Genomic DNA, 23,515 nt, shown 5'->3' on the forward strand with positions numbered 1-23,515 from the left:
CTCGGCCCGTCCGGTCGCGCGCGTCAGGAGCCGACTCGGAAGTCGTACCGCTCGAAGGTCTCCTGGTGCCGGGTGAACCGGTAGGTCGCCCAGTGCATCCGCACCACCGTGCCGTGCTCGTCCCGGGTCAGCCGGAGCAGCTCCCCCGCCTCCCGGCCGGAGACCGTGCGGAACACGTCCGGCCGGTCCGGCAGCGCGACGAAGACCGACGGCGGCTTTCCGGCCGGATCGTCGGCGCCCCGGGCCCGCAGCTCGCCGTCGTGCCAGGAGAAGACGTACTCGAAACCCTCCCCCCACCAGCGGCCGAGCAGCCCGCGTACGCCCTCGGGGGCGGGCGGGCCCGGCTGCCAGGGCGTGACGTCGGCGGGGTCGTGCTCGACCGCGGCGGCCAGCAGCCGGTGCGGCAGGTCGAGGACCTCGCCGGCGGTGCCGGAGGAGCCGAGCACCGCGACCCCCATGGCGCCGGGGGTGCCCTCCCCGCCCCGCCGGCCGTAGACGCCGGCCAGGAAGCCGGGCATCGCGCCGTAGTGCCCGACGTGCATGATCCGCTTGCCCTGCGGCACCAGGATCAGCCCCAGCCCGAAGCCGTCGGCCCAGAGCGTCTCGTCGGTGACCGTCGCCGGCCAGCACATCTCGTCGAGCGTGGCCGGGGCGAGCACGGCGCCGGCCGGATCCAGCGCCGCCGGGTCGGCGAGGAAGGCCGCCCAGCGGGCCATGTCGGAGGCGGTGCTCCAGAGCTGCGCCGCCGGACCGAGCGCCCTGAAGTCGGTCGGCGGCTCGGGGCGCGCCTCGTCGGAGTAGGCGTCGACCAGGAACCCCGTCGCGGCGTGCGGCCCGGGTTCCGTCGAGGTCCCGGCCAGCCCCAGCGGGGCAAGCACCCGCTCGGCGAGCACCTCCGCCCAGGTGCCGCCCCGCAGGTGGCTGACGAGCCGGCCGAGCAGCGCCATGCCGAGGTTCGAGTAGTGGTAGCGGCGGCCCGGGGGCAGCACCAGCTCGGCCCGGGCCAGGTCGACGACCAGCCCGTCGGCGTCCGGCGTGCGCAGGGTGTCCCAGACGTCGCCGTACGGCTCGCGTTGCAGGCCGGCGGTGTGCGACAGCAGCCGGCGCACCGTCAGCTCGCCGTGGGCCGGCAGGTCCAGGTGCCGGTCCAGCGGGTCGTCGAGGTCCAGCAGGCCGTCGTCGCGGCACTGGAGGGTCAGCACGGCGGTGAACGTCTTCGTGACCGACCCGATCCGGAACCGGGTGCCCGGCCCCAGCTCGGTGTCGTTGCCGGTCCCGCCGACGGCGCACGCCCAGAGCGGGCGGTCCGCCCGGTGCAGGGCCGCCGACACCGCCGGCACCCGGGCCTGCGCCTGGACCGTCCGGACCATCCGCGAGAGCCGGTCGCCGACCGCCGTCACGCGAGGTTCCGGGCCAGCATCGGGCCCAGTGGCGCCCCGCCGAGCACGTGCGCGTGCACGTGGAAGACCTCCTGGCCGCCGTACGCGCCGGTGTTGAACATCAGCCGGAAGCCGTCGCCGAGCAGTCCCTCGTCCTCGGCCACGGTGGCGGCCGTGGCGAGCACCTCCCCGGCCAGCGCCGGATCGCCCTGGGCGAGCGCCGCCACGTCGGCGTAGTGCTCCTTCGGGATGACCAGCACGTGCACCGGCGCCTTAGGGTCGATGTCACGGAAGGCGAGCGTGGTGGCGGTTTCCCGGACGATCGTGGCCGGGATCTCGCCGGCGACGATGCGGCAGAAGAGGCAGTCGGTTCCCATGCGGGGCAGTGTAAGGAAGGGCACCTTGTCAACGCCTGCGGTAGCGGAAGGGCCCCTTCCTCGCACCCCGGGCGGGCCGCATGCCGACCGCGGGCGGGGCAGCCGTGGGCGCGCCAGGCATGATGGCCGGCGTGACTTCACGGGCGGTACTGGTGACGGGGGCCTCGCGCGGCATCGGGCGGGCGGTGGCGACCGCGTTCGCGGCAGGCGGCGACCGGGTGGCGATCCACCACCGGGACTCGGCGGAGCTGGCCGAACGGCTACGCGCCGAACTGCCCGGTGAGGGGCACGTCGTGGTCCGCGCCGACCTCACCGACCCGGACGCCGTACGGGCCATGGTCGACGAGGCGGCCGGCCTGCTCGGCGGGCTCGACGTGCTGGTCAACAACGCCGGCGTGTACGGCGAGCGGGACGCCCCGCACCCGGTCTTCGGCGCCTCCTACGAGCAGTGGCGCGCGCAGTGGCGGCAGGTGCTGGAGACCAACCTGACCGGCGCGGGCAACGTCATCTGGTGCGCCGCGCAGCACATGCGCGACCGGGGCGGCCGGATCGTCAACGTCTCCTCCCGGGGTGCCTTCCGGGGCGAGCCGGAGCAGCCGGCGTACGGGGCGAGCAAGGCGGGGCTGAACGCGCTGGGGCAGTCGCTGGCGGTGGCCCTCGCCCCGTACGGCATCACGATCGCGACGGTCGCCCCGGGCTTCGTGGAGACCGACATGACCACCGGACACCTGAGCGGGAAGCGGGGTGCCGCGATCCGGGCGCAGAGCCCGTTCAACCGGGTGGCCCGCCCCGAGGAGATCGCCGCCGCCGTGCACTGGCTCGCCTCCCCGCAGGCGGAGTGGGCCTCCGGCACCATCGTCGACCTCAACGGCGCGTCCTACCTGCGCAGCTGACCGGCTTCGTTCCTCAGCGAACTCCCAGCGTGGCGGGGGTGACGGCGGGCACTGCCGGGGTAAGGGTTGCCGGCATGACGGACAGCGTGCTGGACCTCACCGACGACTACCAGGTGGTCGACGGTCACGACGACGATCCCGTACTGCTGCGCCCGGACGGCAGCCCGGTGGACACCTGGCGGGAGGACTACCCGTACGACGAGCGCATGGAGCGCACGGAGTACGACCACCACAAGCGGCTGCTCCAGATCGAGCTGCTGAAGCTCCAGGACTGGATCCGGGAGTCCGGTGAGCGGCTCGTGATCCTCTTCGAGGGGCGCGACGCGGCCGGCAAGGGCGGGACGATCAAGCGCTTCATGGAACACCTCAATCCGCGCGGCGCGTCCGTGGTGGCCCTCGCCAAGCCGAACGAGCGGGAGTCCACCCAGTGGTACTTCCAGCGGTGGCTCGGGCACCTGCCGGCGGCCGGCGAGATCGTGCTGTTCGACCGGTCCTGGTACAACCGCGCCGGGGTGGAGCGGGTGATGGGTTTCTGCACCCGCAAGGAGTACCTCGAGTTCCTCCGCCAGGCCCCCGAACTGGAGAGGATGCTGGTGCGCTCGGGCATCCGCCTGGTCAAGTTCTGGTTCTCCGTGTCGCAGAACGAACAGCGCACCCGGTTCGCCGTCCGCCAGGTGGACCCGGTGCGGCAGTGGAAGCTCTCCGACATGGACATCGCCTCGCTCGACAAGTGGGACGAGTACACCGAGGCCAAGGAGGCGATGTTCTTCTACACCGACACCGCCGACGCACCGTGGACGGTGTTGAAGAGCAACGACAAGAAGCGGGCCCGGATCGAGGCGATGCGCCACGTGCTGAGCCGCTTCGACTACTACGACAAGGACCACGAGGTGGTCGGCGTACCGGACCCGCTGATCATCGGCCCGGCCGGGCTGGACCTGGACCCGGAGGAGCAGACGGTGCACGTCTTTCCCAGGCTCTGACCTCTGCCGGACGCGCGCCCCGACCAAGCGGGACGCGACGCGCCGGCGAGGCCCGTGCCGTTGATGGGCTACCCCGGTGGTCGGGTGCCGCCGGCGGTCACCAGTGGCCGAGGCGGGTGGCCAGGACACTGAGGGCGGCCACCCCGGCGGTCGACGTACGCAGCACCGAGGGCCCCAGCCGCACCGGCCGGGCGCCGGCCTCGGTGAAGGCGGTCAGCTCGGCCGGGGCGATGCCGCCCTCCGGGCCGACGACCAGCACGATCTCACCGGCGGCGGGCAGCTCGACGGTGGTCAGCCGCTCCCGCGCCTCCTCGTGCAGGACGAACGTCGCGGCGGCGCCCGCGATCCGGCGGGCCACCGTCGCGGTGGACTCGTCGGGGGCGCCGGCCACCACCGGCAGCCACGACCGGCGGGCCTGCTTCGCCGCCTCCCGGGCCGTCGCCACCCACTTCTCCCGGGCCCGGGCGCCCCGGTCGCCGCGCCACTGCGCCACCGAGCGGGACGCCGCCCAGGGCACGATCTCGTCCACCCCGACCTCCGTCATCGCCTGCACGGCCAGCTCGCCCCGGTCGCCCTTGGCGATGCCCTGCACCACGACGAGCCGGGGGACGGCCGCGTCGACGTACCCCCGGGAGATCACGTCGAGTTCGAGGCTGCCCCGGCCGACGGCCGTGACCACCGCGGACGCGGTGCCGCCCCGGCCGTCGGCGAGCAGGAGTTCCTCGCCGACGCGCAGTCGTTGCACCGTGGCGGCGTGGTGCCCCTCGGGGCCGCCCAGGGTGAGCTGGTCGGCGGTGGGCAGCGACTCGACCAGGAACAGCGGCGCGGACACGACGATCAGGCTAGCCGCCCCGGCGGACGCCGGGGCGGTCAGGCCGCTCAGGCGTGGCCGTTGAAGGCGTCGCGCATCCGGGAGAAGAAGCCGCCCTGCTTGGTGAGCTCGGCGACCTCCTCGCCCCGCGTCTTGGCGAAGTCGCGCAGCATCTTCTCCTGGTCGGCGTCGAGCTTGGTGGGGGTGCGCACGTCGAGGTGGACGTAGAGGTCACCCCGGCCGGTGCCACGCAGGTGCGGCACGCCCCGGGCGCGCAGCCGCAGCGTGCTGCCCGGCTGGGTGCCGGCCTTGACGTCGACCGTCTCCTCGCTGTCCAGCGTCTTGATGGTCAGCCGGGTGCCGAGGGCCGCCGCGGTCATCGGCACCGTGACGCGGCAGTGCAGGTCGTCGCCCTTGCGGGAGTAGACGTCGTGGGGGCGCTCGTGGATCTCCACGTAGAGGTCGCCGGCCGTGCCGCCGCCCGGACCGACCTCACCCTGCTGGGCGAGGCGGATGCGCATGCCGTCCTCGACGCCGGCCGGGATCTTGACCGTCAGCGAACGGCGGGTGCGGACGCGACCGTCGCCGGCGCAGGTCGGGCACGGGTGCGGGATGGTGGTGCCGTAGCCCTGGCAGACCGTGCACGGCCGGGCGGAGACCACCTGGCCGAGGAAGGTGCGCTGCACGGACTGCACCTCGCCCCGGCCGGCGCACGCCTCGCAGGTGGCCAGGTGGGTGCCGGCCGCCGTGCCGGCGCCGGAGCAGGTGGTGCAGAGCACGGCGGTGTCGACGGTGATCGGCGCCTCGACGCCGAACGCGGTCTCGTGCAGGTCCAGCTCCAGCCGCAGGATCGCGTCGGCGCCGGGCCGGGTCCGCGGTCGCGGACCCCGCGAACCGCCGGCCGCGCCGCCGAAGAACGCGTCCATGATGTCCTGGAAGCCGACGAACGGCCCGGCGCCGCCAGGGCCGCCCGGGCCACCCGCGCCCCCGCCACCGGGGGCGAGCGGGTCACCGCCCAGGTCGACGATCTGCCGTTTCCGGTCGTCCGAGAGGACCTCGTACGCGGCGTTGATGTCCTTGAACTTCTCCTGGGCCTCCGGATCCGGATTCACGTCCGGGTGGAACTGCCGCGCCAACTTGCGGTAGGCGCGCTTGATCTCGTCGTCGGAGGCTTCCCGGCTCACGCCGAGAATGCCGTAGTAGTCCCTGGCCACTGCGTTCCGTGTCCTCATGTTCGTCTCGCGTTGCGCCGGTCGGCGGCCGGAGCCGGCCGTCGGCCCTGACTGGTCAGTTCTGGGCCAGCAGCTCGCCCACGTAGCGTGCCACGGCCCGCACCGTGGCGATGGTGCCGGGGTAGTCCATCCGGGTCGGCCCCAGCACGCCGAGGCCGCCGACGCTGGTCGCGCCCGGCCCGTAGCCGGTGCTGACCACCGAGGCGGCGCGCAGGTTGTCGATCTCGTTCTCGTCGCCGATCAGCACCCGCGTCGTGCTCGGCTCCGCCTCGCCGATGAGCTTGAGCATGACGACCTCCTCCTCCAGCGCCTCCAGGATGGGGCGCAGGGAGCCCTGGAAGTCGAGCAGCCCGCCGCGGGTGAGGTTGGCCGTCCCGGCCAGCGCGATCCGCTCCTCGTGCCGCTCGATCAGCGTCTCCAGCAGCACGGTGGAGAGGGTGGTCATGGCCGGGCGCAGGTGCGGCACCGACTCCTCGACGAGCGCCTGCACCAGCGGCGGGGTCTCCGACAGCCGGGTGCCGACCAGCTTCTCGTTGACCAGCCGGCGCAGGTCCGTGACGTCGTCGGCGGGGATCGGCGCGGGCAGCTCGACCAGCCGCTGCTCGACCCGGCCGGTGTCGGCGATCATGACCAGCATCAGCCGGGTGGTGGAGATCGGCACCAACTCCAGGTGGCGCACCGAGGAACGGGCCAGGCTCGGGTACTGCACGACGGCGACCTGCCGGGTGAGTTGCGCCAGCAGCCGGACGGTGCGGTGCACCACGTCGTCGAGGTCGACGGCGCCCACCAGGAACCGCTCGATCGCCCGGCGCTCGGCCGGGCTGAGCGGCTTCACCCGGGACAGCCGGTCCACGAAGAGCCGGTAGCCCCGGTCGGTGGGCACCCGGCCGGCACTGGTGTGCGGCTGGCGGATGTAGCCCTCCTCCTCCAGCACGGCCATGTCGTTGCGGACGGTCGCCGGTGAGACCCCCAGCTGGTGCCGCTCGACCAGCGCCCTGCTGCCGACGGGCTCCTGCGTGGCGACGTAGTCCTCGACGATCGCGCGCAGCACGGCGAGCTTGCGGTCGTCGAGACCCATCCTCCCCACCTCCTGTCGCACGTCGGCCCCGGCACGCGGGGGGCCGGGGCGGGCTGCTGGCACTCGACTGTAGCGAGTGCCAGTCTACGTCGGCGGGGCCGCCCGCGCGATGATCGACCTGGGGTGATCAGTCCGATCGGCGACCGCGCGGGCCCGCCCGACGCCCCCGTGGGGCCGGTGTTCGGGGCGTCCCGGCCGGTGTCGCGCTGGTGCCGCCTTGCCGGCTGCCCCTACCGTGACCTCCATGACTGAACCACCTCGCCCTCCCGGAGCGGGGGACCCCGGCTTCCCGCCGGACCCGACCGCCCCGTCGGGGGTTCCCGGCCCCGCCGGCTCCGGCGACCCCACCGCACCACTGTCCGGGGCACCGGGCCCGGGCAGCCATCCTCCACCCGGTGGCTATCCGCCGCCCACCGGTGACCAGCCGTCGTCGGGCGGCTACCCTCCGCCCGGCGACTACCCGCCGTCGGGCGGTCATCCCCCGCCCGGCGACTACCCGCCGCCCGGTGGCTACGGACCGCCCGGAGGCTTTCCCCCGCCCGGCGGCTTTCCCCCGCCCGGCGGCTACGGAGCGCCGGGGGCCGGCTATCCGGCCGGTGGCGGCTACGGACCGCCGGCGGGCGGCTTCGCCAGCAACGACGACAAGACCTGGGCCCTGATCGCCCACTTCGGCGGCGCGGCCGGCGTGATCGTCGGCGGCGGCCTGCTCGGCTGGTTGGCGCCGCTCATCGCGCTGATGGTCCGGGGGCAGCAGTCGCCGACCGCCCGGGCGCACGCCGTCGCGGCGCTGAACTTTCAGCTCACCTGGACGATCGTCGGGGTGCTGAGCTGGGTGGTCACGCTGATCACCTGCGGGGTGCTGTTCTTCGTTCCCATGCTCGTCACGCTGGTGCCGCTGATCTTCGGCATCGTCGGCGGCGTCAAGGCCAACGAGGGCGTGCTCTACCGCTACCCGCTGACCTACACCTTCACCAGGTGACCCGGGTCGGCCGCTCCCCCGGCCGGCCCCGGCACGCGGTTCAGGGCAGCAGGTCGCGGACGACCGCGTCGGCGAGCAGCCGGCCCCGCAGGGTCAGCACGGCCCGGCCCGCCGCGTGCTCGTCAGCGGCCAGCAGCCCGTCGGCGAGGGCCCGCGCGGCGCCGGCCCGACCGGCGTCGTCGAGGGCGTCCAGGGGCAGTCCGGAGGCGAGGCGCAGCCGGAGCATGACGTCCTCCATGTGCGCCTCGTCGGCCGTGAGCACCTCGCGGGCCAGGCCGGGCGAGCCGCCCGCCGCCAGCCGCTTCGCGTACGTCGTGGGGTGCTTGACGTTCCACCAGCGCACGCCGCCGACGTGGCTGTGCGCCCCCGGGCCGAGGCCCCACCAGTCGGCGCCGGTCCAGTAGAGCAGGTTGTGCCGGCACCGGGCCGCCTCGTCGCGGGCCCAGTTGGACACCTCGTACCAGGAGAGGCCGGCCGCGCCGAGGGCGGCGTCCGCGGCGAGGTAGCGGTCCGCGGCGACGTCGTCGGAGGGGTACGGCAGCTCGCCGCGCCGCATCCGGGCGGCCAGCCGCGTGCCGTCCTCCACGATCAGGGCGTACGCGCTGACGTGGTCCACCCCGGCGGCGACGACCTGGTCGAGGGAGGCGGCGAAGTCGGCCTCGGTCTCCCCCGGCGTGCCGTAGATCAGGTCCAGGTTGACGTGGTCGAACCCGGCGTCGCGGGCCTCGCGGGCGGCGGCGACGGCCCGGCCGGCGCTGTGCGTGCGGTCGAGGATCGCCAGCACCCCCGGCGCGGCGGACTGCATGCCCAGCGAGATCCGGGTGTAGCCGGCGGTCCGCAGCGCCTTCAGCGACTCGGGCGTGACCGACTCCGGGTTGGCCTCGGTGGTCACCTCGGCGCCGGGCGCGAGCCCCCAGGTGCGGTCGATGCCGTCGAGGATCCGGGCCAGGTCGTCGGCGGGGAGCAGGGTCGGGGTGCCGCCGCCGACGAAGACCGTGTCCACCCGGGGCGGCGGTGCGTCGCCCAGCACCCGGCGGGCGAGCGCCAGCTCGGCCAGCACGGTGTCGGCGTAGTCCTCCCGGCCCGCCCCGCCGCCCAGCTCGGCGGCCGTGTACGTGTTGAAGTCGCAGTAGCCGCAGCGGCTGGCGCAGAACGGCACGTGCACGTACACGCCGAAGCCGCGCGCGCCGACGGCACGGGTGGCGGTGGCGGGCAGCGACCCGTCGACGGGGACGGTTTCGCCTTCTGGAAGGACGCCGGGCATGGCCACTAGTGTGCCCTTCCATGACCTCTCCCGACGCGCTCGTACGGGTCGCCACGGCCCGCGGGGTGACCACGCTCACCCTGGACAGCCCGCACAACCGCAACGCGCTCTCCACGCCGCTGATGACCCAGCTGCTGGCCGGGCTCGCCGAGGCGGTCGCCGACGACGCCGTACGCGTGATCGTGCTCGACCACACGGGTCCCGTCTTCTGCTCCGGCGCGGACCTGAAGGAGACGGCCGCCGCATACGCCAGCGGGAGCGTGCCGGCCGGGATGCTCGGCGACGTGCTCGCGGCGGTCTGGGAGTGCCCGAAGCCGGTGGTGGCGAAGGTGGCCGGCCCGGCCCGGGCGGGCGGCCTCGGTCTCATCGCGGCGGCCGACCTGGCGGTGTGCGCGCGGGAGGCGACGTTCGCCTTCACCGAGGTGCGGATCGGCGTGGTGCCGGCGGTCATCTCCGCGACCGTGCTGCCCAGGCTGCACCCGCGCGCGGCGGCCGAGCTCTACCTGACCGGCGACACCTTCGACGGCCGGCGGGCGGCCGAGATCGGCCTGGTCACCGCCGCCGTGCCGGCGGACGGACTGGACGCGGCGGTTGCGGGGTACTGCGACTCTCTGGTGCGGGGGGCACCGGGCGCACTGGCCGGGGCGAAGCAGTTGCTGCGCCGGCCGCCCGCCGCCGACCTGCGGGCGGAGATCGCCGGCCTGTCCACCCTCTCGACCGGGTACTTCCTGTCGGAGGAGGGACGCGAGGGCGTCCTGGCGTTCCGGGAGAAGCGGCCGGCGCGCTGGGTGCCCGCCGACGGCGACGCGGGCGCCGAGCGGTGACACCGGGCCGGGGCGGGGGTGTGGCCGCGCGGTGAGCGGGGACTGCGGGTTGCGTCCCGGCGGCCCGCCGGGGCGCCCGCCCGGCGGGCCGGTGCCACGCCCGGCGCTCTTTGGAGAACCGGTCGGACGACCCGGAAGGCACCACGAGGGACGTACGCTTGTCGGACTGTCGATCAGGGGGTGTGGGTGCGTACTCGGGCAGTCGTGGCGGGCGGTGTCGTCCTCGTCGTCCTCGTCGCGGTCGGGATCTGGATCGTCATCCGGCAGATGGGCGGGCAGCTGCGTCTCCCCCTGGCCAGCCGGACCTGCACGGTGCAGGCGGACGGCCGGGTGGCGCTGGACCCCGACCAGATGGCCAACGCGGCGACGATCGCGGCCATCGGCATCCAGCGGAAGATGCCCGAGCGGGCCGTCGTCGTGGCGCTGGCCACCGCCTACCAGGAATCCGGCCTGCGCAACCTCGCCGGCGGCGACCGCGACTCGGTCGGGCTGTTCCAGCAGCGTCCCAGCCAGGGGTGGGGCACCCCGGAGCAGATCCGCGACCCCCGGTACGCGGCCAGGAAGTTCTACGCCGGGCTGAAGAAGGTGCGCGGCTGGGAGCAGATGCGGGTCACCGACGCGGCGCAGAAGGTGCAGCGCTCGGCCTTCCCGGAGGCGTACGAGAAGTGGGCCGACGAGTCCGAGGTGCTGACCCGGGCCCTGCTCGGGCACGCCACGGGCGCGGTCGCCTGCACGGTGGGCCGCGACCCGGCGATGCGCGGCGAGGCCGCGGCGACCGCGCTGACCCGCGGCCTGTCGTTGGACTGGGGCCTGGCCGGCGCGAGCACCGCGGCGGACCTGACGGGCCTGACGGTCCCGGCCGCCGACGAGCTGCGGGGCTGGCGGTACGCGCACTGGCTCGTCTCGCACGCCCAGGACCACGGCGTGAAGCGGGTGCGCTTCGGCGACCTGGAGTGGACGGCCCGCGACGGCACCTGGAACCGGACCGACGACACGCCGGCCACCGGGCGGGTCGTGGCGGAGGTCTTCGCCGAGGCGTAGTGGCCCCGATCTCCTTACCGGCAGTCACCGCGCAAACCGGCATAACCGGCGATAACTCCCGGCACGCCGCCCGGCTCTGACGGATCGTCACCGCGTCGCTCCCCACAGTCCGGACAACGGTCGCATATCGTGCTGGGCAGTACCCCGCCCCGAAACCAGCGGGTTACGATCGGCGGCCTGTGCCAGCAATGGTTTCGCCTCATGGGGAGGGGTACGTCGAAGTGTTCGACTACGGCGACCGGACCGGTTACGAACCGATCAGTGACACCGACCGCAAGGAATTCCACGAGCAGGGCTTCCTCCTGCTGCGCAACGTCCTGACGGAGGACCACCGGGCGGCGCTGGAGGCGGCGGTGGACCGCGTCTACGCCGAGGAGAAGGCGAAGGGCACCACCACCAAGGACGGCACCCTGCACCTGCTGGGCTTCCTGGAGCGCGACGAGCTCTTCGGCGACCTGCTGACCCACCCGATCGCCTTTCCGTACATGTGGGGCCTGGCCGGCTGGAACATCTACACCCACCACAACCACCTGGACGTCACCCCGCCGGCGGCGGAGCCGGAGAAGCCCTACTGGGGATGGCACCAGGACGGCTACCGGCAGAACTCCGACCCGGAGACGATGGACCCGAACCTGCCCCGGCCGATGTTCTCGCTCAAGGTGGCCTACGTCCTCTCCGACCTGTCGGAGAACGGCCGGGGCGCCACCAAGGTGATCCCGGGCAGCCACCTGTGGAACTCGCTGCCCCGCCCGGAGGACACCTCCGTGCACAACCCGGACCCGGAGGGCACGGTGGAGATCACCGCCAACCCCGGCGACGCCTTCATCTTCGACCGCCGCCAGTGGCACTCGCGGTCCACCAACCTGTCGACCATCACCCGCAAGATGCTCTTCGTCGGCTACACCTACCGGTGGATCCGCCCGCTGGACGAGCTGCACATCGACAAGGACGGCGAGTGGTGGGCCAACCGCACGCCGGTGCAGCGCCAGCTCTGCGGTGAGGGCACCCACACCGCCAACTACTGGGGCATCAACTGGGACGGCTACATCGACGACGAGATCCCGCTGCGCAAGGAGCTCAAGCAGCGCGGCCTGCTCGACCGCAACGTGCCCTGGCTGCGCTGAGCCGGTCACCCGGCGCGCGCCGAGCCGACGTCGGACGGGCCCCCTCCCCCACGGGACGGGGCCCGTTCCCGTTCAGCCGCCCGCCGTCAGCTCCGGCCGGCGAGCCGGCGGCGCACCTTCTCCCGGACCCCGTCCGGCAGGTCGGGCGCGTCGAGCAGCCGGGGCAGCAGCTCGGGCTCCAGGCTCAGGGCCCGGAACACCTCGCCGATCGTCACCCCGTGCGCGGGCCGGTCCACCACCTCGACCGGGTCCCCCGCGCCGACCTCCCCCTCGCGCAGCACCCGCAGGTACGCCCCGGGCGTCGCCCGTACCGTGAACCGTTTGATCAGGTCGGGTACGCCCCAGAAGCCGGCGAAGGTGGTGCACGGCGTGCGCGGCTTGGTCACCTGGAGCAGGGCGGACCCGACCGCCCACTGCTCGCCGATCACGGCGCCCGTCACGTCCACCGCGTACGTGGTCAGGTTCTCCCCGAAGCCGCCGGGGCGGATGCTGCGGCCCATCTCCCCCGCCCACCAGGACGCGTCCTCCTCGGCGTACGCGTAGACCGCCTGCTCCGGACCGCCGTGGTGGGCGCGTTCGCCGATGAAGTCGCCGGCCACCCCGTCCACGCGCAGCAGCACCGGGCCGCCGACCGGCCGCTTGTCGATGCCGCTGCGACCGCTCGCGTCGCCCGCCCATTCCGCCTCGGTCACGCCGCCGAGGTTCACCGAAGCCAGCCTGCCCGTCATGGCGGCCAGCCTAGCCCGCCCCGCAGACCGCCCTTCCTTACACGCTCCCCGTGCATGCGGGGTCAGCCCTTGACGGCGCCGGCCACCAAGCCGGAGACCATCCGCCGCTGCACCAGCAGGAAGAAGATGATCACCGGCAGGGTGAACAGCGTGGACGCGGCCATCACCGGGCCCCAGGCGGTGTCGTCGCGGCCGAAGAAGAACGTCATCGCGACCGGCAGGGTGTAGCTCTCCTGGTCGTTGATGAAGGTCAGCGCGAAGATCAGCTCGTTCCAGGCGGTGATGAACGAGAAGATGCTCGTGGCCACCAGCCCGGGCGCCACCAGCGGGAAGAGGACCTTGCGGAAGATCTGCGCCCGGCTGGCCCCGTCGATGGCGGCGGCCTCCTCCAGTTCCTTGGGCACCGCGGCGACGAAGCCGCGCAGCATCCACACCGCGAACGGCAGCGAGAAGCCGAGGTAGGTGAGGATCAGGCTCGGCAGGGTGTTGTAGAGCCCGAGCCGCTGGATCATCAGGAACAGCGGGATGACCAGCGCCTCCAGCGGGATCATCTGCACTATCAGCAGCATGATCAGGAAGGTCGTCCGCAGCTTGAACCGGAACCGGGCCACGGCGGTGGCGGCCAGCAGCGCCACCAGCCCGCTGAGCACCACGGTGCAGACCGCGACCAGCGCGCTGTTGAGGAAGAAGTCGCCGAAGGTGACGCCCGGGATCAGGTTCCCGGTGAGGATCTGCCGGTAGTGCTCCAGGGTCGGCTCGGTGGGCACCGGCCGGGGGGTGGACGAGAAGATCTCCGAGCTCGGCTTCAGCGAGGTCGCGATCATCCAGTAGACCGGGAACGCGGCGAAGAGCGCCACCAGCAGCCCCGCGCCGTTGAGCGCGAGTCGCTTCGCGCCCCCGCCGCCTCCGCGTCGCGTCACGCGTCCTCCTCCTGCTTGAGCACCATGCGGACGTAGAGGCCGGTCACCACCAGCAGGATCAGGGTGAGGATCACCGCGATCGCGGCGCCGAGACCGTACTTCGGCGGGGGTGAGAACGCCTCCGCGTACGAGTAGATGGAGAGCATGAACGTCGGCCGGTCCTGCGTGCCGCCGGCCAGCACGAACTGCTGGGTGAAGACCTTGAAGTCCCAGATCGTGGAGAGCACGATCAGGATCCCGAAGACCGGCCGCAGCAGCGGGAAGGTGATCTTCCAGAACACCTTCCACGGGCCGGCCCCGTCGACCCGGGCCGCCTCGTGCAGCTCGCTCGGCACGCTCTTGAGGCCGGCGAGCACGCTGACCGCGATGAACGGGAACGAGTGCCAGACCACCACCAGCGTCAGGATCGAGAAGAACAGCAGGGGCGAGTTGAACCAGCCGTAGCCCGTCCAGTCGCTGCGCCCGAAGAGGCTCTGCGACAGCCCGTCGGGCAGCGCGTTGAACAACCAGGTGACCAGGCCGCTGGTGTCGTCGAAGATCCACTTCCAGACGATCGTGCCGGTCAGCGCCGGGGTGGCCCAGGCGAGCATCACGCAGCTGGCCACGAAGGCGGCCATCTTCTTGCCGAGCCGGTTGAGCAGCAGCCCGACCAGGGTGCCCAGGATCATCGTGAGCACGACGTTGGCCACCGCGAAGAGCACGGTGTTGCGCAGCACCGTCAGGAAGAACGGATCGCTGAGGATCTCGGCGTAGTTGCCGAGGCCCACCCACGGCCACTCACGGTCGCCGCGCAGCTGTCGGACGTTGTTGAGCTGGTGGAAGGACATCACCACCACCTGGCCGAGCGGCCAGAGCAGCAGCACGCCGATGATCACCAGGCAGGGCAGGAGCAGCAGGTAGGGCAGGCGGTCCACCCGGCGACGCCGCCGCGCGGGGGTCTCCCGCGCGGCGGCCGTCTCCGGCGCCTCGGTCAGCGTGGTCACTTGGCGTTGAGGATGCTTTCCATCTCCGCGGCCGCGTCGGCGGTAGCCTTCTCGACCGTCTTCTGACCCTTCATGACCGAGCTGTTCATCGCCTGGGTCACCGTCTTGGTCCGGCTGACCTCCACCCACTTCGGGGTGAGCGGCGTGAGCTTGGTGTTCTGCATCGTGGTGGCGAACGCCGACATGATCTTGTCGTTGGCGTACTTGTCGCCGCCGACCAGGTCCTTGTAGACCGGGAAGAAGCCGAGGCTGTCGGCGAAGGCCTGGTCGTTCTTCTTGTTCACCAGCACGGTCAGGTAGTCCCAGGCGAGGTCCTGCCGCTCGCTGTCCTTCCAGATCGCGACGTCGGAGCCGCCGGCGAAGCCGGGCGCCGCCTTGCCGTCGGGACCGGGGATCGGGAACGTGCCCCAGACCTTCTCGATCTCCGGGTTGTCCTTCTTGATGGCGCCCTGCTGCCAACTGCCGGCGAAGGCCATCGCCGCCTTGCCGGTGGCGAACTGGGTCCGGGCGTCGATCTCGTTCCAGCCCGCGGCGGCCGGCGGGGCCACCTTGTGCACGGTCACCAGGTCCGTCCAGAACTTGACGGCCTTCTGCGCCTCGGGCGTGTTGTAGCCGGACTTCCAGGACCCGCCCTGCTGCGTCGCGATCTCCGCGCCGGCGCCCCACAGGAACGAGTAGAAGGGCAGCTCGGAGTTGCCCGGCAGCGCGATGCCGTAGGTGCCCGGCTTCTTGGCCTGCACGGTCTTGGCGGCGGCGACCAGCTCGTCCCAGTTGGTCGGCGGCTTCACGCCCGCCTCGGCGAACCAGTCGGTGCGGTAGTACATCCCCCGGACGCCGGCGTACCACGGGACGCCGTACTGCTTGCCGTCGAGCTGGGCGTTCTTGACCAGGTCGGGGAGGAGGTCCTTGCCCTCGGTCCAGCCGTTCATCCGGTCGGTGACGTCGGCCAGCGCCTCCTGCGCCGCCCAGCCCTGGGTCTCGGTGTTGCCCAGCTCGGTGATGTCCGGCCCCTCGCCACCGGCGAGCGCGGCCTGGAACTTCTTCGGCGCCTCGAGCCAGGGGATGTACTGGACCACCACGTCCGTGTCCGGGTGCTTCTGCCGGAACTCGGTCTCGACGCCGTCGAGGAACTTGGTCTGCGCCTCGCTGCCCTCGCCCATCATCCAGACCGTCAGTTTGCTGTTGTCGGCGGCCTTGTCGTCATCCGAGCCACCGCAACCGGCCAGCACCATCGCGGCCGAGGCCACGACGGCGGTGACCGGGGCCAGCCGCTTCCACCTGTTCACGCCACATCTCCCTCGCGCCGCTTGGCACTAACCTTCTCCGCCGCACCTTAGTAGGAAAAATTCCTTTACGACAGTGGGCGGTTGGCGAAAGAGAGGCGACGGTACCGCAGCGGGTCGATCACGCGCGGCCGGGCGAGGGAGCGAAACCGGGCACACCGAGACGATCGGGGCGCACGCGAAACGGGCGCCCGACCTGTGCGGTCGGACGCCCGTCGAGCGGTACGGGGATTACCGGTGGGTGACGCTGCGGCGACGACCCACACCGGCGACCAGCGCCACGGCGATCGCAGCCAGCACCACCTGGACCAGCAGCTCGCCCCAGTCGACACCGGCGGTCTCCGTGGCGATACCCATCGCCCGGGCCAGCACGGTGCCCAGCAGCGCGGCGCCGACACCGATCAGCATGTGCAGCCACATCGGCATGTTCTGGCGGCCCGGCACGAGCAGGCGACCCAGAGCGCCGACAATGAGACCGACGATGAGCGCAGTGACGATGCCCCAAACGGTGAGCTCCATGTCGCCCTCCTCCTTGAGAAAGTCAGTTCCACGATCTGTGGTGTTCCTGTCGTGACCGCTAAGTTCCCGACCCGCCGAAATTCCAAACCGCTTTTCTCAGGCACCGGTTCGGCACGCTCCAGACCGGACTTCGGGCACCGCCGCAGCGCCGCCGGGACCGGGCGGACGGACGCCCCGGACCGCCCGCGAGGGGCCCCGGGGCGTACGCGAAACGGGCGCCCGACCTGTGCGGTCGGACGCCCGTCGAGCGGTACGGGGATTACCGGTGGGTGACGCTGCGGCGACGACCCACACCGGCGACCAGCGCCACGGCGATCGCAGCCAGCACCACCTGGACCAGCAGCTCGCCCCAGTCGACACCGGCGGTCTCCGTGGCGATACCCATCGCCCGGGCCAGCACGGTGCCCAGCAGCGCGGCGCCGACACCGATCAGCATGTGCAGCCACATCGGCATGTTCTGGCGGCCCGGCACGAGCAGGCGACCCAGAGCGCCGATGATAAGACCAACGATGAGCGCAGTGACGATGCCCCAAACGGTGAGCTCCACGTCGCCCTCCTCCTTCAAAAATGAATCAGTTCCACTGTCTGTGGTGTTCCTGTCGTGACCGCTAAGTTCCCGACCCGCAGAAAACCCAAACCGGTTCGACCGACGAGGACGACGTCGTACATCAATGGCGCATGGGCCAGTGACCGCACCCGCGCGATCATTTCCGCAGGTGGCGCCCTTCCGTCCGGCGGGCGGAGCGCGGGGCCGCGGGGCTGAAAAATTCCTCCGACGCGAACGGCCGGCGCCCGGGCCGGGCGGGACCACCGAGGGTCCGCAGCCCGGCCGGGGCGCCGGCCGTCGTACGTCGTCATCCGCCGGACGCACCGGCGGCGGTCACTTCTTGCCGGGGGCCTTCCCGTCGCCGGAGTCGGAGGAGAGCGCGGCGATGAAGGCCTCCTGGGGGACCTCGACCCGGCCCACCATCTTCATCCGCTTCTTGCCCTCCTTCTGCTTCTCCAGCAGCTTGCGCTTGCGGCTGATGTCACCGCCGTAGCACTTGGCGAGCACGTCCTTGCGGATCGCCCGGATGGTCTCCCGGGCGATCACCCGGCTGCCGATCGCCGCCTGGATCGGCACCTCGAACTGCTGGCGCGGGATCAGGTTGCGCAGCTTCGCCGCGATCGTGACGCCGTAGTTGTACGCCTTGTCCTTGTGCACGATCGCGCTGAACGCGTCCACGGGCTCGCCGTGCAGCAGGATGTCGACCTTCACCAGGTCGGACGCCTGCTCGCCGGAGGGCTCGTAGTCCAGCGAGGCGTAGCCCTTGGTGCGGCTCTTCAACTGGTCGAAGAAGTCGAAGATGATCTCCGCGAGGGGCAGCGTGTAACGCAGTTCGACCCGGTCGGCGGAGAGGTAGTCCATGCCGAGCAGGCTGCCCCGCCGGCCCTGGCAGAGCTCCATCACCGCGCCGACGTAGTCGTTCGGGGTGAGCACCGTGGCGCGCACGACCGGCTCGTACACCTCGGCGATCTTGCCCGTGGGGTACTCGCTCGGGTTCGTCACGACGATCTCCTCGCCGTCCTCGGTGATGGCCCGGTAGACCACGTTCGGGGCGGTGGAGATGAGGTCGAGGTTGTACTCGCGCTCCAGCCGCTCCCGGATGATCTCCAGGTGCAGCAGGCCGAGGAAGCCGCACCGGAAGCCGAAGCCGAGCGCGCCGGACGTCTCCGGCTCGTAGTCGAGCGCGGCGTCGTTGAGCTTGAGCTTGTCCAGCGCCTCGCGCAGGTTGGGGTAGTCGGAGCCGTCGATCGGGTAGAGGCCCGAGTAGACCATCGGCTTCGGGTCCTTGTAGCCGCCGAGTGCCTCCTTGGCCGGCCGCGAGTTGATGGTGATCGTGTCACCGACCCGGGACTGGCGGACGTCCTTCACGCCGGTGATGAGGTAACCCACCTCGCCGACGCCGAGCGCGTCGGCCTTCACCATCTCGGGCGAGATGACGCCGATCTCCAGCAGCTCGTGCACGGCGGCGGTGGACATCATCTTGATCCGGTCGCGGGCGCTGATCCGCCCGTCGATGACCCGGACGTAGGTGACCACGCCCCGGTAGACGTCGTAGACCGAGTCGAAGATCATGGCGCGGGCGGACGCCTCCGCGTCGCCGACCGGGGGCTTGAACTGCCGGACGATCTCGTCGAGCAGGTACGGCACGCCCTCGCCGGTCTTGCCGGAGACCTTGATGCAGTCCGCCGGGTCGCCGCCGATGAGGTGGGCCAGCTCCTCCGCGTACTTCTCCGGCTGGGCGGCCGGCAGGTCGATCTTGTTGAGCACCGGGATGACGTGCAGGTCGTTCTCGAGCGCCAGGTAGAGGTTCGCCAGGGTCTGCGCCTCGATGCCCTGCGCGGCGTCGACCAGCAGGACCGCGCCCTCGCAGGCGGCCAGCGACCGGGACACCTCGTAGGTGAAGTCGACGTGGCCCGGGGTGTCGATCATGTTGAGCACGGCGGTCTCGCCGGCCCGGTCGCCCTCCCGGATGGTCCAGGGCATCCGGACGGCCTGGCTCTTGATCGTGATGCCGCGCTCGCGCTCGATGTCCATCCGGTCGAGGTACTGCGCACGCATCTGCCGGGGGTCGACCACGCCGGTGAGCTGCAACATCCGGTCGGCCAGGGTCGACTTCCCGTGGTCGATGTGGGCGATGATGCAGAAGTTCCGGATGCGCGCCGGGTCGGTGGCACCAGGAGCGTTCGCGCCGGAATCGAGCGTCGGTGGCACAGCGGTCCGTTCTGATCGGCTGACGTGAGCGGGCCGGCACGTCGCCGGCCCCCTCTATGCTCCCACGTCGCCGCCGCGCGTCCGCTGCGCGGGCGATCCCCGCCGCCGGGACCACCCCGCGAGCGGGGTCACTCGGCGGGGGGCTCGACGAAGAGGGCGGCGAGCCTGGGCAGCCGCCGCTTCGCCTCCTCCTCGTCGTCGAAGTCCCAGAAGTCGTTGAGGTCGGGCACCGGTGCCGGCTCCGGGTCCGCCGGCAGCTCGGCGGCGGTGACCCGGCGGTACGCGTCCCACGGCGCCGCCAGCATCTCGGCGGCCGAGAACTCCTCACCGCTGAGCGAGGCCGCTCTGACCTGGGACAACCCGGCCAGCGAGTCCGGGTCGGCGACGGCACGTGCGAACACCTCGCGCCCCTGGGTCATCAACCAGCCCCGGAAGTGGTGGAAGCCCTCGTCGGACACACCGCCGTTGATCAGGTAGGCGGCGCCCCAGAGGTCGACCTTGTGCGAGGCGGACAGCACCCGCGCCTGGTGGCGGGCGTACCCGACGATGTCCTCCGGGTCGCGCTCGGCGAGCAGGGCGACGGCCCGCGCGGCGACCGCGTGCGGCTCTCCCCCGCCGCCGGCCCGGGCCCGGTCGATCAACTGCCAGAAGTCGTCGGTCCTCATGGCCTGGCAGTCTGGCAGACCGCGCGCCGCCCCCGCCCCGCCACCGCAGGCCCGGCGGGTCGCGGCCGGCGGGCGCCGGGACGGTGCGGGCCGACCCGCCACCCGGCAGCATGGTGGCGTGACCCCGACGTCCCCGCCGCCCGTGCCGTACCACGCGACCGCCCGCCGGCCGGAGTGGGCGACGCTGCCGGCGGCGCTGCGTACCGCCATCGGCGACCGCCTCGGCGCGCCCGTGGTCGCGGCCCGGGTCGCCGCCGCCGGCTTCACCCGCGGCTTCGCCGCCGTGCTCCGCACCGCCGCCGGGGGCCGGGCCTTCGTCAAGGCCGCGGCCACCGCCGAGCAACCGCGACTGGTCGACTGGTACGCCCGGGAGGCCGCGATCCTCGACCGGCTCCCGGCCGGGCTACCGGCGCCCCGCCCCCGGTGGACGCTGTACGAGGCCGGCTGGTTCGCGCTCTGCCTCGACGCCGTCGACGGGCACACGCCCCGGCTGCCCTGGGACCCCGCCGAGCTGACCGCGACCCTGACCGGGTACGCCGACGTCGCCGCCGCGCTGGCCGGTGCGCCGGCCGGGCTGCGCGAACTCGGGCTGCCCCACCTCGCCGACCTGGCCCGAGACGACATCCTCTGGTGGGGCGAGGTGGCCGCCGGCCGGGAGCCGGCACCGCCGCTGCCCACGCCGCTGCGGGACCGCCTGCCCGCGCTGGTCGCGCTGGAGTCCCGTCTCCCCGCGTACGCCGCCGGCGCGACCGGCCTGATCCACGGCGACCTGCGGCTGGACAACGTGCTGATCGACGGGGCGGGGCGGGCCTGGTTCTGCGACTGGACGTGGCTCTGCCAGGGGCCGCCCTGGTTCGACCTGGTGACCCTGCTGCTCACCGCGTACGCCGACGGCCTGGACGCCGACGCGCTCTTCGCCCGGCACCCGGCATCGGCGGGCGCGCCTCCCGACGCGCTGGACGCCAGCCTCGCCGCCCTCTCCGGCTATTTCCTCACCACCGCCGCCTCGGCGCCCGGTACCGCGTCGCCGCACCTCCCGGCGCACCAGCGGTGGAGCGGCGAGCAGTCACTCGGCTGGCTCGCCCGCCGGCAGGGCTGGACCTGACCGGACCGCTCGCCCGCGCCGTCGCTCCCGCTCGCCCGCGCCGCCGCTCCCGCTCTCCCGCGCCGTCGCTCCCGCTCTCCCGGCGTCGATCATGCACTTGTGGTGGACAGTAAGTCCCTGTACGCCCCATTCGCGAGGCACCACAACTGCATGATCGGCGCTGTCAGGGGTCGGCGCTGTCAGGGGTCGGCGTTGTCAGGGGTCGGCGTTGTCAGCGGTCGGCCAAGCGGAACGCCTGGCGGCCGGTGCGGCAGGTTGTGTGGGCGTCCTCGGTTGTGGTGTGGGGCGTGCCCGCGCCCGGCGGGACGTGGCCGCGTGGGTACCCGGACCGGACGCCACGGGCACGGGGCTACGGCACCCACCAGGGCGGGACCGAGCCGTTTTGGCTCGTCCCGGGCGACCTGGTAACCTGGCTCTTCGCGCAGCGATGACGCATGCTCGTCGCGCGCGGAATGCAGACCAACCCGAGCTATCAAGACGAGGCTGTCGCGTGGCGAACATCAAGTCCCAGATCAAGCGCAACCGGCAGAACGAGAAGCGCCGGCTGCGTAACAAGTCGGTCAAGTCGTCGCTGAAGACCGCCGTCCGGAAGTTCAACGAGGCTGCTGAGGCCGGTGACGTCGAGAAGGCCACCATCCTCATGCGGGACGCCTCGCGCAAGCTGGACAAGGCGGTCAGCAAGGGCGTGATCCACTCGAACCAGGCCGCGAACCGCAAGTCCGCGATCGCCCGGCGCGTGGTGTCGCTCTCCGCCTGACGAGGCGACCTCAGACCTGACCGGAAGCCCCGGGCACGACCCGGGGCTTCCGGCTGTCTGCGTTTCACACGCTGTGCTGCGGACGCCCCGTCGTCCGCCGTGCCCCGCCGTCGTTCGCTGCGGCTCTCCGTGGCTTGCCGTCGGTCGCACAGCAGATCGCCGTCGGTTGCACAGCAGATCTTGGCGGAAACCGGCCCTCACCGGGGCCGTTTTCTTCCAAGATCTTGAGCGGGGCGGCACCGGGTGGGCCACGGACTGCCGGGCACTGATCGGTCGCCGGGTCGCAGTGACCGGTGGCGGATCGTCAGCCCAGCGGGTCGGGGTGAGCGCGCTGCGGGCCGAACTCGGCATCCGCGCGGCCACCGTCGCGCTCCCCCGTGCCGTGCTGCGCGTCCAGGTACATCTGCCGGTCGCGTACGGCCCGCGCGGCGTGCGGCACCGGCGACGCCGTGACGACGACGCCCGGCACGGTGTGCGCGACCCAGTCGACCCTGGCCCGGCCGACCACCGGCTCCATCTGCTGGCGGAAACGGTCCCGTTCCTGCTCGGGCACGAGGGCGGCGGTGCGGACCACCATCGCGGCCACCATGTCGTTGAGCTTCACCATCGCGGCCACCGTGGCGGGCAGGACGAGCACCGACCACCAGGTGACCAGCTCGGCGAGGGCGAGCAGCGCGGCGAGCGCGACGGCGCCCTCGAAGAAGAGGAAGCAGAGCACCCCGCCCGGGTTGACGAAGCGCAGCCGGAGCAGGCGCGCGTAGAGCGGACGGTACCGCTCCTCGTCGGCGGGGATCGTGGCCCACGAGCCGCGGGGTGCTCCGCTCACCGGGCGCCGCCCTGCCGGGCGGCGGCGACCGAGAACACGGCCCGCTCCAGCGCGTACGCGCGGTCGTCCGAGCCGCCCTTGACGGCCGCGTTGCACTCGGCAGCCGCCCGCATCGCCTCGACCAGCCCCTCGGGCGTCCAGCCACGGGCCCGCTGCTGGGCGGACCTGATCTTCCACGCCGGCATGCCGAGGGTGCTCGCCAACTGGAAGGGGTCGCCCCGGCCGGCGGCGGCCACCCGGGCCACGGTGCGGACGCCGTCGGCGATCGCGTCGGCGATCGGCACCGGGTCGACCCCCACGTGCAGCGCCCAGCGCAGCGCCTCCAGCGCCGCCGGCACGTCGCCCACCATGGCGGCGTCGGCGACGGTGAAGCCGGTCACCTCGACCCGCCCCCGGTAGTAGCGGGAGACCGTGTCGGCGCCGATGCGGCCGTCGGTGTCGGCCATCAGCTGGGAGCAGGCGGCGGCCAGCTCGCGCAGGTCGTTGCCGACCGCCGCGATGAGCGTCTCGGCCGCGTCGTCGGTGCACTTCCCGCCGGCCCGGCGGATCTCGTCCCGGACGAAGGCCACCCTGTCGCGGTGCCCCTTGAGCTTGGCCGCCGGCACCACCGTCGCCCCGGCCGCCTTCAGCCCGTCGGCGAACGCCTTGCCCTTGGCCCCGCCGAGGTGCAGCACGATCAGCTGCACGTCCGGGTCGGGATTCTTCGCGTACGCCAGCAGGGCCGCCACCAGGTCCTTGCGGGCGTCCTGGCCGGCGCGCAGCACCAGCACCCGTCGGCCGCCGAAGAGGGACGGGCTGAGCATCTCGGCGATCTCGCCGACGACGAGGGCACCGGCCTGGTATTCGCGGACGTCCACGTCGGGGTCGACGCTGCGGGCCTTCGCGACGGCTTCGGTGACCGCGCGCGTGGCGAGCAGCTCCTCGTCGCCGAGGACGAGCAGAATAGGAGCGAAGCTGGCGGCGGTCACGCCGCCCATATTCGCACG

At 72.7% G+C, this 23,515-nt stretch carries 24 protein-coding genes; 8 read left to right on the forward strand and 16 right to left on the reverse strand.

From position 1 onward, the window contains the following. Window positions 1–23 precede the first annotated feature (23 nt). Both ACN27A_RS13830 and ACN27A_RS13835 read right to left on the reverse strand, forming a co-directional pair. A complete protein-coding gene (locus ACN27A_RS13830; RefSeq protein ID WP_421453279.1) occupies window positions 24–1,400 on the reverse strand; it encodes a serine hydrolase domain-containing protein in 1,377 nt (458 codons plus the stop codon). Next, on the reverse strand, window positions 1,397–1,756 hold the full coding sequence (locus tag ACN27A_RS13835; protein ID WP_132240408.1) for a histidine triad nucleotide-binding protein: 360 nt from the start codon (window positions 1,754–1,756) through the stop codon (window positions 1,397–1,399). The genes ACN27A_RS13830 and ACN27A_RS13835 overlap by 4 nt, the downstream gene beginning before the upstream one ends. Window positions 1,757–1,887: 131 nt before the next feature. Here ACN27A_RS13835 and ACN27A_RS13840 point away from each other — a divergent pair, with 131 nt between their 5' ends. Continuing rightward, window positions 1,888–2,649: an SDR family NAD(P)-dependent oxidoreductase gene (locus tag ACN27A_RS13840; RefSeq protein ID WP_421453282.1), complete on the forward strand. Its 762-nt coding sequence runs from the start codon at window positions 1,888–1,890 to the stop codon at window positions 2,647–2,649. 74 nt (window positions 2,650–2,723) lie between these two features. Continuing rightward, on the forward strand, window positions 2,724–3,632 hold the full coding sequence (gene ppk2, locus ACN27A_RS13845; RefSeq protein ID WP_151452819.1) for a polyphosphate kinase 2: 909 nt from the start codon (window positions 2,724–2,726) through the stop codon (window positions 3,630–3,632). A gap of 97 nt (window positions 3,633–3,729) precedes the next feature. Here the strand turns inward: ppk2 and ACN27A_RS13850 are convergent, their stop codons facing one another. The 3 genes from ACN27A_RS13850 to hrcA all read right to left on the reverse strand — a co-directional run bounded on the left by ACN27A_RS13850 (window position 3,730) and on the right by hrcA (window position 6,753). Further along, window positions 3,730–4,464: a 16S rRNA (uracil(1498)-N(3))-methyltransferase gene (locus ACN27A_RS13850; RefSeq protein WP_421453285.1), complete on the reverse strand. Its 735-nt coding sequence runs from the start codon at window positions 4,462–4,464 to the stop codon at window positions 3,730–3,732. Window positions 4,465–4,511: 47 nt separating this feature from the next. Beyond that, window positions 4,512–5,657: a molecular chaperone DnaJ gene (dnaJ, locus tag ACN27A_RS13855; RefSeq protein ID WP_192581261.1), complete on the reverse strand. Its 1,146-nt coding sequence runs from the start codon at window positions 5,655–5,657 to the stop codon at window positions 4,512–4,514. 73 nt (window positions 5,658–5,730) lie between these two features. Then, entirely contained in the window at window positions 5,731–6,753 is a 1,023-nt protein-coding gene (gene hrcA / locus ACN27A_RS13860) for a heat-inducible transcriptional repressor HrcA (RefSeq protein WP_421453287.1), read from the reverse strand. 244 nt (window positions 6,754–6,997) lie between these two features. On the opposite strand from hrcA, the gene ACN27A_RS13865 reads away from it, so the two are divergent. Beyond that, a complete protein-coding gene (locus ACN27A_RS13865) occupies window positions 6,998–7,732 on the forward strand; it encodes a DUF4870 domain-containing protein (RefSeq protein ID WP_421453290.1) in 735 nt (244 codons plus the stop codon). Window positions 7,733–7,772: 40 nt separating this feature from the next. Here ACN27A_RS13865 and hemW read toward each other — a convergent pair whose 3' ends face one another. Then, window positions 7,773–8,996: a radical SAM family heme chaperone HemW gene (gene hemW / locus ACN27A_RS13870; protein ID WP_421453292.1), complete on the reverse strand. Its 1,224-nt coding sequence runs from the start codon at window positions 8,994–8,996 to the stop codon at window positions 7,773–7,775. 20 nt (window positions 8,997–9,016) lie between these two features. On the opposite strand from hemW, the gene ACN27A_RS13875 reads away from it, so the two are divergent. From ACN27A_RS13875 to ACN27A_RS13885, 3 genes are all read left to right on the forward strand, one after another. Next, on the forward strand, window positions 9,017–9,820 hold the full coding sequence (locus tag ACN27A_RS13875; protein ID WP_421453295.1) for an enoyl-CoA hydratase-related protein: 804 nt from the start codon (window positions 9,017–9,019) through the stop codon (window positions 9,818–9,820). Between the two features lie 180 nt (window positions 9,821–10,000). Further along, window positions 10,001–10,861 carry a hypothetical protein gene (locus ACN27A_RS13880; RefSeq protein ID WP_421453298.1) on the forward strand — a complete coding sequence of 287 codons (861 nt, stop codon included), beginning with the start codon at window positions 10,001–10,003 and terminating at the stop codon, window positions 10,859–10,861. A gap of 188 nt (window positions 10,862–11,049) precedes the next feature. Continuing rightward, on the forward strand, window positions 11,050–11,985 hold the full coding sequence (locus ACN27A_RS13885; RefSeq protein ID WP_421453300.1) for a phytanoyl-CoA dioxygenase family protein: 936 nt from the start codon (window positions 11,050–11,052) through the stop codon (window positions 11,983–11,985). 86 nt (window positions 11,986–12,071) lie between these two features. Here ACN27A_RS13885 and ACN27A_RS13890 read toward each other — a convergent pair whose 3' ends face one another. The 8 genes from ACN27A_RS13890 to ACN27A_RS13925 all read right to left on the reverse strand — a co-directional run bounded on the left by ACN27A_RS13890 (window position 12,072) and on the right by ACN27A_RS13925 (window position 19,841). Then, window positions 12,072–12,713, reverse strand: coding sequence for an MOSC domain-containing protein (locus tag ACN27A_RS13890; RefSeq protein ID WP_151452810.1), 642 nt, complete (start codon window positions 12,711–12,713; stop codon window positions 12,072–12,074). 62 nt (window positions 12,714–12,775) lie between these two features. Beyond that, window positions 12,776–13,633 carry a carbohydrate ABC transporter permease gene (locus ACN27A_RS13895; RefSeq protein ID WP_311413787.1) on the reverse strand — a complete coding sequence of 286 codons (858 nt, stop codon included), beginning with the start codon at window positions 13,631–13,633 and terminating at the stop codon, window positions 12,776–12,778. Continuing rightward, on the reverse strand, window positions 13,630–14,616 hold the full coding sequence (locus ACN27A_RS13900; RefSeq protein ID WP_421453303.1) for a carbohydrate ABC transporter permease: 987 nt from the start codon (window positions 14,614–14,616) through the stop codon (window positions 13,630–13,632). Before ACN27A_RS13900 ends, ACN27A_RS13895 begins: the two co-directional genes overlap by 4 nt. Then, a complete protein-coding gene (locus ACN27A_RS13905) occupies window positions 14,613–15,902 on the reverse strand; it encodes a sugar ABC transporter substrate-binding protein (RefSeq protein WP_421453306.1) in 1,290 nt (429 codons plus the stop codon). Before ACN27A_RS13905 ends, ACN27A_RS13900 begins: the two co-directional genes overlap by 4 nt. A gap of 228 nt (window positions 15,903–16,130) precedes the next feature. Next, on the reverse strand, window positions 16,131–16,418 hold the full coding sequence (locus tag ACN27A_RS13910; protein WP_421453307.1) for a GlsB/YeaQ/YmgE family stress response membrane protein: 288 nt from the start codon (window positions 16,416–16,418) through the stop codon (window positions 16,131–16,133). A 259-nt stretch (window positions 16,419–16,677) separates the two neighbouring features. Then, window positions 16,678–16,965 (reverse strand): GlsB/YeaQ/YmgE family stress response membrane protein, encoded by a 288-nt coding sequence (locus tag ACN27A_RS13915; RefSeq protein WP_151452805.1) that lies wholly within the window; start codon window positions 16,963–16,965, stop codon window positions 16,678–16,680. A 333-nt stretch (window positions 16,966–17,298) separates the two neighbouring features. After that, the gene (lepA, locus tag ACN27A_RS13920; RefSeq protein WP_421453311.1) at window positions 17,299–19,176 is read right to left on the reverse strand and encodes a translation elongation factor 4; all 1,878 of its coding nucleotides are present in this window, start codon (window positions 19,174–19,176) and stop codon (window positions 17,299–17,301) included. Window positions 19,177–19,304: 128 nt separating this feature from the next. After that, window positions 19,305–19,841, reverse strand: coding sequence for a DUF4240 domain-containing protein (locus ACN27A_RS13925; RefSeq protein WP_311413783.1), 537 nt, complete (start codon window positions 19,839–19,841; stop codon window positions 19,305–19,307). On the opposite strand from ACN27A_RS13925, the gene ACN27A_RS13930 reads away from it, so the two are divergent. Both ACN27A_RS13930 and rpsT read left to right on the forward strand, forming a co-directional pair. Beyond that, on the forward strand, window positions 19,723–20,946 hold the full coding sequence (locus ACN27A_RS13930) for an aminoglycoside phosphotransferase family protein (RefSeq protein ID WP_421453315.1): 1,224 nt from the start codon (window positions 19,723–19,725) through the stop codon (window positions 20,944–20,946). The genes ACN27A_RS13925 and ACN27A_RS13930 overlap by 119 nt on opposite strands. A gap of 490 nt (window positions 20,947–21,436) precedes the next feature. Continuing rightward, window positions 21,437–21,703 carry a 30S ribosomal protein S20 gene (rpsT, locus tag ACN27A_RS13935; RefSeq protein ID WP_132240425.1) on the forward strand — a complete coding sequence of 89 codons (267 nt, stop codon included), beginning with the start codon at window positions 21,437–21,439 and terminating at the stop codon, window positions 21,701–21,703. A 304-nt stretch (window positions 21,704–22,007) separates the two neighbouring features. On the opposite strand, the gene ACN27A_RS13940 is transcribed toward rpsT, so the two are convergent. Beyond that, window positions 22,008–22,529: a hypothetical protein gene (locus ACN27A_RS13940; RefSeq protein ID WP_421453318.1), complete on the reverse strand. Its 522-nt coding sequence runs from the start codon at window positions 22,527–22,529 to the stop codon at window positions 22,008–22,010. After that, window positions 22,526–23,506, reverse strand: a complete 981-nt coding sequence (gene holA / locus ACN27A_RS13945) for a DNA polymerase III subunit delta (RefSeq protein WP_421453321.1) — start codon at window positions 23,504–23,506, stop codon at window positions 22,526–22,528. Before holA ends, ACN27A_RS13940 begins: the two co-directional genes overlap by 4 nt. Window positions 23,507–23,515 lie beyond the last annotated feature (9 nt).

This window comes from Micromonospora sp. WMMD737, from assembly GCF_049179055.1.
In the GTDB taxonomy this organism is placed as follows: Bacteria; Actinomycetota; Actinomycetes; order Mycobacteriales; family Micromonosporaceae; genus Micromonospora; species Micromonospora reichwaldensis.